Below are 13262 nucleotides of genomic sequence, written 5' to 3'. Positions count from 1 at the left end.
GGCTAATTTTCATCAGACAGGGGGAAGACGTGCCAACGCTTTCACGTCTTTTTATTCATCCGGTAAAATCCATGCGCGGTATCGGCCTGACGCATGCGCTTGCCGACATCAGCGGCCTCGCTTTTGACCGTGTTTTTATGGTCACGCAACCCGATGGCACTTTTATTACCGCACGACAGTATCCGCAGATGGTGCGCTTTACACCCTCACCGTTAACCGATGGTTTGCACCTGACCGCACCGGATGGCAGCAGCGCGGTGATTCGCTTTGCCGATTTTGCGCCCGACGCCGCGCCCACGGAAGTGTGGGGTAACCACTTTACTGCCCTTATCGCGCCCGAAGAGATTAACCGCTGGCTGAGCGGCTTTTTTGCGCGCGAGGTGCAATTGCGCTGGGTTGGGCCTGAATTAACTCGCCGCGTCAAACACCACGAGGACGTACCGTTATCTTTCGCCGATGGTTTTCCGTACCTGCTGGCTAACGAAGCCTCGCTGCGTGATGTACAAAACCGTTGCCCGGCCAGCGTGAAAATGGAGCAGTTTCGCCCCAACCTGGTGGTAACAGGCGCACAGCCGTGGGAAGAGGACAGCTGGAAAGTGGTGCGTATTGGCGAGGTGGTTTTCGACGTCGTGAAACCGTGCAGCCGCTGCGTGTTCACTACCGTCAGCCCGGAGCGCGGGCAAAAACACCCTTCCGGTGAACCTCTCGCGACCTTACAGCGTTTTCGCACTGCGCAGGATAATGGCGCCATCGATTTTGGCCAAAACCTGATTGCCCGTAACAGCGGTGTGATTCGCGTCGGCGATGAGGTAGTCGTGCTGACAGCGAGGCCGGCGAAAACATACGGCGCAGGCGAAGTCGAAGAGTCTGTTGAACAGGATGCACAACCCGCAGGGACGGTGGAAATCAACTGGCAAGGTCAAACATTTCGCGGCAATAACCAACAAGTGTTGCTGGAACAACTGGAGAATCAGGGGATTCGCGTGCCCTACTCGTGCCGCGCGGGGATTTGCGGTTGCTGCCGTATTCGCGTAGTGGAAGGTGAAGTCAGTGCGCTGAAGAAATCAGCGGTTGCGCCGGATGGTTCAATTCTCTGCTGTAGCTGTGTGCCGAAAACATCGCTGCGACTGGAGGCTTAAACCGCCTGTTCGAGCTGAATTGCATTGGAATGCAGCTGCGGCTTGAGGCGATCGTTCATAATTTTAATCGCGTCGCCCAGTTGCATGGTGCGCCCGGCAATCACCACGCCGGGTTGCGCCAGCAGACACAGCGCAGCATTCTCACCCGGTTCAACCACCAGCAGATTCACACACTCCTGCGTATCGCTCAGCCAGACGCAAGCGCCTTCACCCGTCACAGGCGTCCACAGAGAATCATGCGTCATAAAGTGCCAGCTTTTCGGCATTTGCGGCTTGAGGAAGCGAATCGCTACCAGCGCGTTAAGCACCAGTTCGGCGCGTTGCTCATTAGATAACGGCAAATCGCGGCATTTTTCATCAAAGGAGAAATAAAGCGCAGCATCATCAACGCAAAAACCAGACGGCGAGAAAGCGTCTGGCGTCAGCATCTTACGGGCAAAACGAGAGCGAAATAACATACCATTGGCTAAATCGAGCATCATGCGATCATGCTCATCATCAAAATACCAGCGCCAATTATCGTCAGGTTTAATTCGCATTTTCCTCTCCCCTTCCCCTAAACATCCTGTAACTTTTTCATCCTTTTGCCGCCTCGTTTATTACCTAAATAATAAAAGACTAAAATGTTTAAATTAGCAACAGTGGTGGAATATAAAACAACCAGGGCGGGAAATAAAGCCCTGGTTGCGCAGGAAGAGATAAAAGATTAGATATGGGTAACGATTTCTTTAATCAGCGGTGGACCTTTAAAAATAAAGCCCGAATAAATTTGCACCAGTGACGCACCGGCGGCAATTTTCTCGCGAGCCGCTATCACCGAGTCGATGCCGCCTACACCAATAATCGGCAAACGCCCGTTTAATTCTTGCGACAACCGACGAATAATTTCCGTGCTTTTTAATTGCAACGGACGACCACTTAACCCACCCGTTTCGTCACAATGTTTCATTCCCTGTACCAGCGATCTTTCAAGCGTGGTATTAGTGGCAATAACACCATCAATATTGTGGCGAACTAAACTATCGGCCACCTGGATCAATTCCTCTTCAGAAAGATCTGGTGCGATCTTTACGGCTACCGGGACATATTTATGATGCAGATTTTGCAGATCGTTTTGCTTATTCTTAATTGCGGTAAGCAGATCGTCCAGCGCTTCGCCATATTGTAGTGTGCGTAAACCGGGCGTATTCGGCGAAGAAATATTGATGGCGATATAACCGGCATAGGCATAGATTTTTTCCATACAAATCAGGTAGTCATCTTTGCCCTGCTCGACTGGCGTGTCTTTATTCTTGCCAATATTAATGCCCAGCACACCGTCGTAGCGCGATTTTTTCACATTCTCAACCAGGTTATCCACGCCAAGATTATTAAAACCCATACGGTTGATCAGTCCTTCTGCATCCACCAGACGGAAGATCCTCGGCTTGTCATTACCCGGCTGCGGGCGTGGCGTCACGGTACCGATTTCGATGGCGCCAAACCCCATCGCGCCCAGCGCATCAATGCACTCACCATTTTTATCCAGCCCGGCCGCTAACCCCAACGGGTTTTTAAAGGTCAGACCCATGCATTTGACCGGTTTCTCCGGTACACGCTGACGCACGAGGGCTTCGAAAGGCGTGCCGGTGATACGGCGTAATTGCTGGAACGTTAATTCATGAGCGCGCTCTGGATCGAGCTGGAAAAGGGCTTTACGAACGAAGGGGTAGTACATGAACTCTCCTGGATTCCCGGTTGCAAACCGGGGGCGTATTATCAGTGATTACCCGACGAAAGGGAATTGACCTGCGGCAAAAAAAGGCGATTCGACGCAATCGTTTTCTCTTACCCCTCTCCTTTATGCAAATTTCAGCATATTTTCATCGAATAAATCATTTAGTGGAATAAATCGACTCTGCCACACTGCCTTCAATTGTTATGAATGTTATCTAAAAGCAAACAATTGGTTATAAGGAGCGATTATGAGAGTTGTCACCCTGGCCGGAAGCCCGCGCTTTCCCTCCCGCTCCAGCGCGTTGCTGGAGTATGCCCGCGAGCGCCTGAATGCGCAGGATATCGAAGTGTGTCACTGGCATTTGCAAAATTTCGCGCCGGAGGATCTCATCTATGCCCGCTTCGATAGTCCCGCGTTGCAAACCTTTATTGAGCAACTTAACGAGGCAGATGGGTTGATTGTCGCAACACCGATTTATAAAGCGGCTTACTCCGGGGCCCTGAAAACGCTGCTCGATCTGCTGCCCGAGCGGGCGCTGGAAGGCAAAGTGGTGTTGCCGCTGGCCACTGGCGGCACCGTGGCGCACATGCTGGCGGTGGATTACGCCCTGAAGCCGGTACTCAGCGCGCTGAAAGCGCAAGAGATCCTGCATGGTGTCTTCGCCGATGATAGCCAGGTGCTGGATTATCAGCACAAGCCCAGTCTGACGCCCAACCTGCAAACCCGTCTGGATAAAGCGCTGGAAACTTTCTGGCAAGCGCTGCACCGCCGGGATATTCAGGCGCCGGATTTCCACCTACCGCAAGGAGTCGCGCATGTTTAATCTGTTTAAAAACCGCGCGCAATGGTTAGCGTTAAGCGGTTTACTGACGCTTTCCGCCTGGACACAGGCCGCCGAACCGGCACCGGAGAGTTTACGTATTGGTTACCAGAAAGGCAGTGTCAGTATGGTGCTGGCAAAGAGCTATGACCTGCTGGAAAAACGCTACCCGAACACCAAAATCACCTGGACGGAATTCCCGGCTGGCCCGCAAATGTTGGAAGCGCTGAATATTGGCAGTATCGATCTCGGCAGCACGGGCGACATTCCGCCGATTTTTGCGCAAGCCGCTGGCGCGGATCTTCTGTATGTCGGCGTTGAACCGCCAAAACCGAAAGCAGAAGTGATCCTTGTTGCCCAAAACAGCCCGATTAAAACAGTTGCCGACCTGAAAGGGCATAAAGTCGCTTTCCAGAAAGGTTCCAGTTCGCACAATTTACTGCTGCGCGCACTGCAACAGGCCGGGCTGAAATTCAGCGATATTCAGCCGGTGTTTCTGACACCTGCGGATGCACGCGCCGCGTTCCAGCAAGGTAACGTTGATGCATGGGCCATCTGGGATCCTTACTACTCGGCGGCGCTGCTGCAGGGTGGTGTGCGTGTATTAAAAGACGGCACCACGCTGAAACAGACCGGCTCCTTCTATTTAGCGTCGCGTCCGTATGCGGAAAAAAACGGTGCATTTATTCAGGGCGTGCTGAATACCTTTAGCGAAGCCGATGCGTTAACCATTAGCCAGCGTGACGAAAGCATCGCGCTGTTTGCCAAAACACTGGGACTGCCCCAGCCGGTGATTGCCACCTATTTCGATCACCGCCCACCGACCAAAATCTCACCGGTCGATGACACCACCGCCGCACTGCAACAGCAAACAGCCGATCTCTTTTATGAGAACCGTTTGCTGCCGAAAAAAGTCGATATTCGCACCCGTATCTGGCAACCGGTCAAACAAGGAACCAAGTCATGAGCTTAAATCTGTTCTGGTTTTTACCCACCCACGGCGATGGTCACTATTTAGGCACGGATCACGGCTCGCGCCCGGTAGATCATGCTTATTTACAACAAGTCGCTCAGGCGGCGGATCGTTTAGGGTTCAGCGGGGTGCTGATCCCCACCGGGCGCTCCTGTGAAGATGCGTGGCTAGTCGCCGCCTCACTGATCCCGGTGACACAGCGGTTGAAGTTTCTTGTCGCCCTGCGCCCCAGCGTCACATCACCGACCGTCGCTGCGCGCCAGGCAGCCACGCTGGACCGTCTCTCAAATGGACGTGCGCTGTTTAACCTGGTGACCGGCAGCGATCCGCAGGAACTGGCCGGAGACGGCGTGTTTCTCGATCATACGCAGCGTTATGAAGCCTCTGCGGAGTTTACTCACGTCTGGCGTCGTTTGCTGGAAGGCGACACTGTAGATTTTGAGGGCAAACATATTCATGTGCGCGGCGCGAAACTCTTCTTCCCACCCGTGCAGCAGCCGCGACCGCCACTCTATTTCGGTGGATCGTCCGATGTGGCGCAAGATCTGGCCGCTGAGCAGGTTGATCTCTATCTGACGTGGGGCGAGCCGCCAGCGCAGGTAAAAGAAAAAATTGAACAGGTGCGCGCCAAAGCCGCAGCCCACGGGCGAAAAGTGCGCTTCGGTATTCGTCTGCATGTGATTGTCCGGGAAACGAATGCCGAAGCCTGGCAGGCAGCAGATAACCTGATCGCCCATCTGGATGATGCCACGATTGCTAAAGCGCAGGCCGCCTTCTCGCGCCAGGATTCCGTAGGCCAACAGCGGATGGCGGCGCTTCATGGCGGTAAACGCGATCAACTGGAGATCAGCCCTAACCTGTGGGCTGGCGTTGGGCTGGTGCGCGGCGGCGCGGGAACCGCGCTGGTGGGCGATGGCCCGACCGTTGCGGCAAGAATCAATGAATATGCTGAGCTTGGTATCGACAGTTTTATTCTTTCCGGTTATCCGCACCTGGAAGAGGCATATCGCGTCGGCGAACTGCTGTTCCCGCACCTTGATGTCGCGGTGCCGCAAATTCCGCAGCCACAGCCATTGCAACTGCAGGGCGAAACGGTGGCGAACGAGTTTATTCCCCGAAAAGTGGCGCAAAGCTGAGGCAATTATGGCGGCAGAAAAGAAATGGCTCCTGCATATTGCCCCCTGGCTGCTGCCGGCGGGGATTGTGGTGGTGTGGCAAATCGCCTCCTCCACCGGCTTGCTCTCAACGCGCATTCTTCCCTCGCCGGAAGGTGTGCTGGAAGCGTTCTGGACATTAAGCGTGAGCGGTGAATTGTGGCAACATCTTGCGATCAGCTCCTGGCGCGCGGTGATTGGTTTCTCAATTGGCGGCAGTATCGGTCTGACACTGGGGTTGATTAGCGGGTTATCGCGCTGGGGAGAACGTCTGCTGGATACCTCCATCCAGATGCTGCGCAATGTGCCGCATCTGGCGCTGATCCCACTGGTTATCTTGTGGTTTGGGATCGATGAGAGCGCGAAAATTTTCCTTGTAGCGCTTGGCACGTTGTTCCCCATTTACATCAATACCTGGCATGGCATTCGTAATATCGACCGGGGATTACTGGAGATGGCGCGCAGCTACGGTTTGTCCGGTTTTGCGCTCTTTGCTCATGTGATCCTGCCCGGCGCTCTGCCGTCGATTATGGTCGGGGTGCGTTTTGCACTCGGTCTTATGTGGCTGACGCTGATTGTTGCCGAGACGATTTCCGCCAACGCCGGAATTGGCTACCTGGCAATGAATGCGCGCGAATTCCTGCAAACCGATGTTGTGGTGGTCGCCATCATTCTCTATGCCCTGCTCGGCAAACTGGCCGATGTCAGTGCGCAATTGCTGGAGCGCCTGTGGCTGCGCTGGCATCCCGCTTATCACGTGAAGGAAGCAACAGCATGAATACTGCGCGACTCACTCAGGGGATCCCGCTGTTATTAAACGGCGTGAATAAGCATTACGGCAATAACACTGTACTCAGCGGACTGGATCTGCATATTGCCGCCGGGCAGTTTGTCGCCGTGGTAGGCCGCAGCGGTGGAGGCAAAAGCACGTTGCTGCGCCTGTTGGCCGGGCTGGAAACCGCCAATGCCGGGGAGCTGTTAGCGGGCAATACACCGCTGGCGAACATTCAAAACGACACGCGAATGATGTTTCAGGATGCCCGGTTACTTCCATGGAAGTCAGTGATCGATAATGTCGGTTTAGGGTTGAAAGGCCGCTGGCGGGAAGCCGCGCAGGATGCGTTACGTGCGGTCGGGCTGGAGCAGCGAGCCAGCGAGTGGCCAGCGGCATTGTCCGGCGGGCAGAAACAGCGGGTCGCACTGGCGCGGGCGCTGGTACATCAACCGGGATTGTTGCTGCTGGACGAACCATTAGGTGCGCTGGATGCGCTAACCCGTCTGGAGATGCAGGCACTCATTATGGAACTGTGGCAGACACACGGTTTCACGGTGGTGCTGGTGACGCATGATGTCAGTGAAGCGGTGGCGATGGCGGATCGCGTACTGTTAATTGAAGAGGGAAAAATTGGGCTGGACTTAGCTATCGATCTGCCGCGTCCCCGCCGCCTGGGGTCAGTAAGGCTGGCAGAACTGGAAGCGGAAGTATTGAACCGGGTGATGAAACGCGGCGAGTCGGAAACCGTCCCGTTAGCTCAAACTCGTCATGCTTAATGTTCTGTATTAACCGGCACACTTCGCGCCCGTTAAGGCTGATTAGTTACTGAACACCGCTATGCCGGCGTGATCATTAACCGGTTTTGGCTTGGATCGGTTTGAAGGTTAAATCACGGACTGGCAGGCGCTTCTTTATAAGGGCTTCAGAACGCCATTTGCGAGGAAAACACTGCCGCCTTCGGTGAAGGCGGCAGTGTTATTACGCCAGCGCTTTGCTGACTTTCTCGTACAGATCGCCGGAAAGGTTCGGCAGTGCTTTTAACTGCTCCAGCGCCGCACGCATCATCGCCTGACGTTTAGCGTCATAGCGTTTCAGGCGGATCAGCGGCTCAATCAGACGCGATGCCACTTGCGGGTTGCGGCTGTTCAGCTCGGTTAGCATTTCAGCCAGGAACTGATAGCCGCTACCATCCAGCGCATGGAACGCTGCCGGGTTGCTGCCGGCGAAAGCGCCAATCAGCGAGCGGATGCGGTTCGGGTTGCTGAGGGTGAACGAGCGGTGTTTCAGCAAGCTGCGCACCGTTTGCAGCACATCTTCCGCCGGGCTGGTGGCCTGCAGGATAAACCATTTATCCATCACCAGGCCGTCGTGATGCCACTTGTCATCATACTCTTGCATCAGCGTATCGCGGCACGGCAGTTGGGCGGCAACCGCCGCCGAGAGCGCCGCCAGCGCATCCGTCATGTTATCTGCGTCGTGATACTGCTGGCTCACCAGTTTGTCTGCCAGTTGCGCATCGCCAAACGCCAGGTAACGCAAGCACGTGTTCCGCAAAGAACGTTTGCCGATATCCGCATGTTCAACGCGGTAGCTATCGAGTTTATGCGCGTTGTACACCGCCAGACACTCATCAGCAAGTTCGGTGGCAAGTGTGCGCGTCAGCGCTTCACGTACCGCCGCGATGGCTACAGGATCGATGGTTTCAAACAGCTCGGCGATCTCATTTGCCGACGGCAGCGTCAGGATCTCTGCGGCAAGCGCCGGATCAATCGTTTCGTCCAGCAGGATCGCGCGAAAAGCATCCGCGACATGCAATGGCAGCGACAGCGCCTGGCCCTGCTGATGACGCGCAACGTTCAGTTTAATGTGCGTTGCCAGCAGGCTTTGCGCCGCGTCCCAGCGGGAGAAATCATTACTGGCGTGGCGCATCAGGAAGGTCAGTTGCTGATCGCTCCACTTATATTCCAGTTTCACCGGCGCGGAGAATTCACGCAGCAGTGACGGCACCGGCTGGAAATAGACGTTATCAAAAATAAAGGTCTGTTCCGCCTGAGTGACGTTAAGGACGTTATGCACCGGGTGCCCGTCTTTCTGCAACGGGATCACGTTACCTTCGTTATCGTACAGTTCGATATCGAACGGAATGTGCAGCGGCAGTTTGTCTTGCTGTTCGGCGGTCGGTGGCGTGCGCTGGCTGATGGTCAGCGTGTATTGTTCGGTGTTCGGGTTGTAATCATCGTGCACCGTCACCACCGGCGTACCAGCCTGGCTGTACCAGCGGCGGAAATGCGACAGATCGATGTTTGACGCGTCTTCCATGGCCTGCACGAAATCGTCGCAGGTCGCCGCGCTACCGTCATGACGCTCAAAATAGAGCTGCATCCCTTTCTGGAAATTCTCTTCGCCAAGCAGCGTATGCATCATGCGAATTACTTCCGCGCCCTTTTCATACACCGTCAGGGTATAGAAGTTATTCATTTCAATGACTTTATCCGGGCGGATCGGGTGCGCCATCGGGCTGGCGTCTTCGGCAAACTGCATACCGCGCATGGTGCGCACGTTATTAATGCGGTTTACCGCACGGGAGCCCAAATCGGAGCTGAACTCCTGATCGCGGAACACGGTCAGCCCTTCTTTCAGGCTGAGCTGGAACCAGTCGCGGCAGGTTACGCGGTTACCGGTCCAGTTATGGAAGTATTCATGACCAATTACGCGCTCGATATCGAGGTAATCTTTATCGGTAGCGGTATCGGTGCGGGCAAGCACGTATTTCGAGTTGAAGATGTTCAACCCTTTGTTTTCCATGGCGCCCATATTAAAGAAGTCGACAGCGACAATCATATAGATGTCGAGATCGTACTCAAGGCCGAAACGCTGTTCGTCCCATTTCATGGAGTTTTTCAGCGAGGTCATCGCCCACGGCGCACGATCGAGGTTGCCGCGATCGACATACAACTCCAGTGCCACTTCACGCCCGGAACGGGTAGTGAACGTGTCGCGCAGGACGTCGAAATCCCCGGCGACCAGCGCAAACAGATAGCAGGGTTTCGGGAAGGGATCCTGCCACTGTACCCAGTGACGACCATTGTCCAGCTCGCCCTGATCAACGCGGTTGCCGTTAGAGAGCAAGAACGGATAGCGGGTTTTATCGGCAATCAGCTTGGTGGTAAAGCGCGCCAGCACGTCCGGGCGGTCAAGATACCAGGTAATATGGCGGAAGCCTTCCGCCTCACACTGTGTGCACAGCGCTTCGCCGGACTGGTACAGCCCTTCGAGTGCGGTGTTCGCGGCCGGGCTTATCTCATTCACAATGCGCAAGGTAAAACGCTCTGGCAAGCCATCGATCACCAGTTGGGAGCCTTCTTCTTTATAGTTGGTCCAGGGCTCATCATTTACGTGAATGGAAATCAGGGTCAGCTCGCCGCCATCCAGGCGCAGCGGCACAGCAGAGGCGCTATGGCGTGACACTTTGCTCAGCGCAGTGACGACAGTTTTGGCGGCGTCAAGGTCAAAGGTCAAGTCAATATCGCTAATCAGGTAGTCCGGCGCACGGTAGTCGTGGCGGTATTTGGCTTGTGGCTGTTGTGTCATAAAAAACCTTTAGCATCTTCTGTTGGTTACGACTCCAGTCTATTCCGGTTGCCGCAAACGCGCCACGCAGAATCTTCATCTTTTCAGAGGGAAAAGCTCTGTCTGCTACATTTTTATAACAGGAGGCACGAAATGCCATCGACCCGTTCAGCGCGTTATGGTGTGATCAGGGTTCAATAACCTGGTAAACAAGGTATACTCCAGCGACTACCTGCTTTGTTTATTGTACTAAACGCTCCTGTAAGAGGATGCTACTGCGCACCATGACTCAACTCGCTTTCTCTGGTCTGCAAACGCTGCTGGATACCGACGCTTATAAGCTGCACATGCAGCAAGCGGTGTTCCACCACTATTATGACGTGCATGTCACGGCTGAATTCCGCTGTCGCGGCGATGACCTGCTCGGTATCTATGCCGATGCCGTCCGCGAACAGGTCGACGCCATGCAGTCGTTGCGTCTGCAAGATGACGAGTATCTGTGGCTGTCCAGCCTCCCCTTCTTCCAGCCTGACTACCTTAACTGGCTACGTCATTTTCGTTACGACCCGCGCCAGGTCACGATTACTAACGACAACGGCAAGCTGCATATCAGCCTTTCCGGCCCGTGGCGCGAAGTGATCATGTGGGAAGTACCGCTGCTGGCAGTAATCAGTGAAGTGGTTCACCGCTGCCGTTCGCCGCAGACTGGCGTTCAGGAGGCTCTGCTGCATCTGGAAGAGAAACTGGCGGATTTCGCTGCGCGCACCGCGCAGGTAGATATGTCCGGTTTCCGTCTGATGGATTTCGGTACACGCCGCCGTTTCTCCCGCGATGTGCAACAAGCGATCGTCGAACGGTTGCAACAAGAACCCTGGTTTATCGGCACCAGCAATTATGATCTGGCTCGCCGCCTGTCGCTGACCCCCATGGGCACCCAGGCGCATGAGTGGTTCCAGGCTCACCAGCAGATCAGCCCCGATTTGGCCACCAGCCAGCGCGCGGCGCTCGCGGCCTGGCTTGAAGAGTACCCAAACCAACTGGGGATTGCGTTAACAGACTGCATCACAATGGATGCGTTTTTGCGTGATTTCGGCCCGGAATTCGCAACCCGTTACCAGGGCCTGCGCCATGATTCTGGCGATCCGGTGGAATGGGGCGAAAAAGCGATTGCTCACTATGAGAAACTCGGCATCGATCCCCTGTCAAAAACGCTGATATTCTCGGACAATCTCGATCTGAACAAAGCGCTGGATCTCTATTGCCATTTTGCCGATCGTGTCAAGCTGGGCTTTGGTATCGGGACACGCCTGACGTGTGATATTCCCGGAGTGAAACCGCTGAATATTGTTATCAAGCTCGTTGAGTGCAATGGAAAACCGGTGGCGAAATTATCCGACAGCCCCGGGAAAACTATCTGCCATGACAAAGCGTTTGTCCGCGCACTACGCGAAGCGTTTGACCTGCAGCAGGTCAAAAAAGCCAGTTAATCACCGGGAGCCTGAAGGCTCCCTTCTTTTTTGCCGATAATTTATTAATTGTTCCTGCGAATTCTGCTTGTCTGATGGCGTACGCCAGGTAACATAGATATCCCCCCTAATCGGGCGGACAAGTGTTTATTTTTTCCGACTATTAACAGAGAGAATATTATGAGCGTTGTGCCTGTAGCCGACGTATTCCATAGCCGTGTTGCCGTTGACAGTGAAGTCACCGTACGCGGATGGGTACGCACCCGCCGAGATTCTAAAGCTGGTATCTCCTTCCTCGCCGTTTATGACGGCTCCTGCTTTAATCCTGTACAGGCCGTTATTAATAATTCTCTGCCCAATTACAATCAGGACGTTTTACGCCTGACTACCGGTTGCTCGGTAATTGTGACCGGCAAAGTTGTGGCGTCACCGGGCGAAGGCCAGAGTCTGGAAATTCAGGCGACCTCTGTCGAAGTTACCGGCTGGGTTGAAGATCCGGATACCTACCCGATGGCGGCAAAACGCCACAGTATTGAGTATCTGCGCGAAGTCGCCCACCTGCGCCCACGCACCAACCTGATTGGCGCAGTTGCGCGCGTTCGCCATACGCTGGCGCAGGCGTTGCATCGCTTCTTTGACGAACAAGGGTTCTTCTGGGTCTCCTCGCCGCTTATCACCGCGTCAGATACCGAAGGCGCAGGCGAAATGTTCCGCGTCTCCACGCTGGATATGGAAAACCTGCCGCGTACTGCGGAAGGCAAAGTCGATTTTGATAAAGATTTCTTTGGCAAAGAAGCGTTCCTGACCGTTTCCGGCCAGTTGAATGCAGAAACCTATGCCTGCGCCCTGTCCAAGGTTTATACCTTCGGCCCGACTTTCCGCGCGGAGAACTCCAATACCAGCCGCCACCTGGCTGAGTTCTGGATGCTGGAACCGGAAATCGCTTTCGCCAATCTCGACGATAACGCCCGTCTGGCTGAAGCGATGCTGAAATACGCCTTTAAAGCGGTTCTCGAAGAGCGTCTGGATGACTTGAAGTTTTTTGAAGAGCGCGTGGACAAAGACGCGATTGGCCGTCTGGAGCGTTTCATCGCGGCAGATTTCGCCCAGGTTGATTACACCGATGCGGTCGCCATTCTCGAAAAATGCGGTGAGAAGTTCGAGAACCCGGTTTACTGGGGCGTTGACCTGGCTTCTGAACATGAACGTTACCTGGCCGAGAAACACTTCAAAGCACCGGTGGTGGTGAAAAACTACCCGAAAGATATTAAAGCGTTCTATATGCGTCTAAACGAAGATGGTAAAACCGTGGCGGCGATGGATGTGCTTGCACCGGGTATCGGTGAAATCATCGGTGGTTCACAGCGTGAAGAGCGTCTTGATGTCCTGGATGCCCGCATGGCGGAAATGGGGCTGAATAAAGAAGATTACTGGTGGTATCGCGATCTGCGCCGTTACGGCACTGTACCGCACTCCGGCTTCGGTCTCGGTTTTGAACGCCTGATTGCTTATGTGACCGGCGTACAGAACGTGCGTGATGTGATCCCGTTCCCGCGTACTCCACGCTCCGCCACATTCTGATGTTCTAAAGGCCAGTGTTATCGCTGGCCTTTTTCATTTATGTGACACCCGTCAACTTTTCTTAACA

The 13262-nt window shown here is 54.5% G+C and carries 11 protein-coding genes; 8 read left to right on the top strand and 3 right to left on the bottom strand.

All coding sequences use genetic code 11. From position 1 onward, the window contains the following. Nucleotides 1-29 precede the first annotated feature (29 nt). A complete protein-coding gene (locus ACFX4U_RS06815; RefSeq protein ID WP_313507299.1) occupies nt 30-1139 on the top strand; it encodes a YcbX family protein in 1110 nt (369 codons plus the stop codon). Here ACFX4U_RS06815 and zapC read toward each other — a convergent pair. Then, on the bottom strand, nt 1136-1678 hold the full coding sequence (zapC, locus tag ACFX4U_RS06810; protein WP_200553125.1) for a cell division protein ZapC: 543 nt from the start codon (nt 1676-1678) through the stop codon (nt 1136-1138). The two genes, ACFX4U_RS06815 and zapC, sit on opposite strands and share 4 nt — an antisense overlap. A 167-nt stretch (nt 1679-1845) precedes the next feature. Further along, entirely contained in the window at nt 1846-2856 is a 1011-nt protein-coding gene (gene pyrD, locus ACFX4U_RS06805; protein WP_313507301.1) for a quinone-dependent dihydroorotate dehydrogenase, read from the bottom strand. A gap of 247 nt (nt 2857-3103) precedes the next feature. Between pyrD and ssuE the strand changes: the two genes are divergently transcribed. From ssuE to ssuB, 5 genes are read left to right on the top strand one after another with little or no spacing between them, the layout of a single operon-like run. After that, nucleotides 3104-3679 carry an NADPH-dependent FMN reductase gene (ssuE, locus tag ACFX4U_RS06800; protein WP_249882329.1) on the top strand — a complete coding sequence of 192 codons (576 nt, stop codon included), beginning with the start codon at nt 3104-3106 and terminating at the stop codon, nt 3677-3679. Beyond that, on the top strand, nt 3672-4643 hold the full coding sequence (locus ACFX4U_RS06795; RefSeq protein ID WP_313507302.1) for a sulfonate ABC transporter substrate-binding protein: 972 nt from the start codon (nt 3672-3674) through the stop codon (nt 4641-4643). The genes ssuE and ACFX4U_RS06795 overlap by 8 nt, the downstream gene beginning before the upstream one ends. Further along, complete coding sequence (gene ssuD / locus ACFX4U_RS06790; RefSeq protein WP_249882330.1) at nt 4640-5785, top strand: FMNH2-dependent alkanesulfonate monooxygenase; 1146 nt, start codon at nt 4640-4642, stop codon at nt 5783-5785. The genes ACFX4U_RS06795 and ssuD overlap by 4 nt, the downstream gene beginning before the upstream one ends. Nucleotides 5786-5792: 7 nt before the next feature. Next, complete coding sequence (gene ssuC / locus ACFX4U_RS06785) at nt 5793-6581, top strand: aliphatic sulfonate ABC transporter permease SsuC (protein WP_249882331.1); 789 nt, start codon at nt 5793-5795, stop codon at nt 6579-6581. Then, nucleotides 6578-7354 (top strand): aliphatic sulfonates ABC transporter ATP-binding protein, encoded by a 777-nt coding sequence (gene ssuB / locus ACFX4U_RS06780; RefSeq protein ID WP_313507304.1) that lies wholly within the window; start codon nt 6578-6580, stop codon nt 7352-7354. The genes ssuC and ssuB overlap by 4 nt, the downstream gene beginning before the upstream one ends. Before the next feature lie 202 nt (nt 7355-7556). On the opposite strand, the gene pepN is transcribed toward ssuB, so the two are convergent. Beyond that, nucleotides 7557-10169, bottom strand: coding sequence for an aminopeptidase N (gene pepN / locus ACFX4U_RS06775; protein WP_313507305.1), 2613 nt, complete (start codon nt 10167-10169; stop codon nt 7557-7559). Between the two features lie 263 nt (nt 10170-10432). Here pepN and pncB point away from each other — a divergent pair, with 263 nt between their 5' ends. After that, complete coding sequence (gene pncB, locus ACFX4U_RS06770) at nt 10433-11635, top strand: nicotinate phosphoribosyltransferase (protein ID WP_380217799.1); 1203 nt, start codon at nt 10433-10435, stop codon at nt 11633-11635. Nucleotides 11636-11794: 159 nt separating this feature from the next. Further along, entirely contained in the window at nt 11795-13195 is a 1401-nt protein-coding gene (gene asnS, locus ACFX4U_RS06765; protein ID WP_065368871.1) for an asparagine--tRNA ligase, read from the top strand. Nucleotides 13196-13262: the final 67 nt, after the last annotated feature.

Source organism: Kosakonia sp. YIM B13588, from assembly GCF_042788165.1.
GTDB lineage: Bacteria > Pseudomonadota > Gammaproteobacteria > Enterobacterales > Enterobacteriaceae > Kosakonia > Kosakonia sacchari.
This window is presented reverse-complemented; position numbering and strand designations above follow the sequence as displayed.

Bases quoted from the DNA above. Each gene is read 5' to 3' on its own strand.
- zapC (WP_200553125.1), bottom strand. From the start codon at position 1,678: ATGCGAATTAAACCTGACGATAATTGGCGCTGGTATTTTGATGATGAG.
- pyrD (WP_313507301.1), bottom strand. From the start codon at position 2,856: ATGTACTACCCCTTCGTTCGTAAAGCCCTTTTCCAGCTCGATCCAGAG.
- ssuE (WP_249882329.1), top strand. From the start codon at position 3,104: ATGAGAGTTGTCACCCTGGCCGGAAGCCCGCGCTTTCCCTCCCGCTCC.
- ACFX4U_RS06795 (WP_313507302.1), top strand. From the start codon at position 3,672: ATGTTTAATCTGTTTAAAAACCGCGCGCAATGGTTAGCGTTAAGCGGT.
- ssuD (WP_249882330.1), top strand. From the start codon at position 4,640: ATGAGCTTAAATCTGTTCTGGTTTTTACCCACCCACGGCGATGGTCAC.
- ssuC (WP_249882331.1), top strand. From the start codon at position 5,793: ATGGCGGCAGAAAAGAAATGGCTCCTGCATATTGCCCCCTGGCTGCTG.
- ssuB (WP_313507304.1), top strand. From the start codon at position 6,578: ATGAATACTGCGCGACTCACTCAGGGGATCCCGCTGTTATTAAACGGC.
- pepN (WP_313507305.1), bottom strand. From the start codon at position 10,169: ATGACACAACAGCCACAAGCCAAATACCGCCACGACTACCGTGCGCCG.
- pncB (WP_380217799.1), top strand. From the start codon at position 10,433: ATGACTCAACTCGCTTTCTCTGGTCTGCAAACGCTGCTGGATACCGAC.
- asnS (WP_065368871.1), top strand. From the start codon at position 11,795: ATGAGCGTTGTGCCTGTAGCCGACGTATTCCATAGCCGTGTTGCCGTT.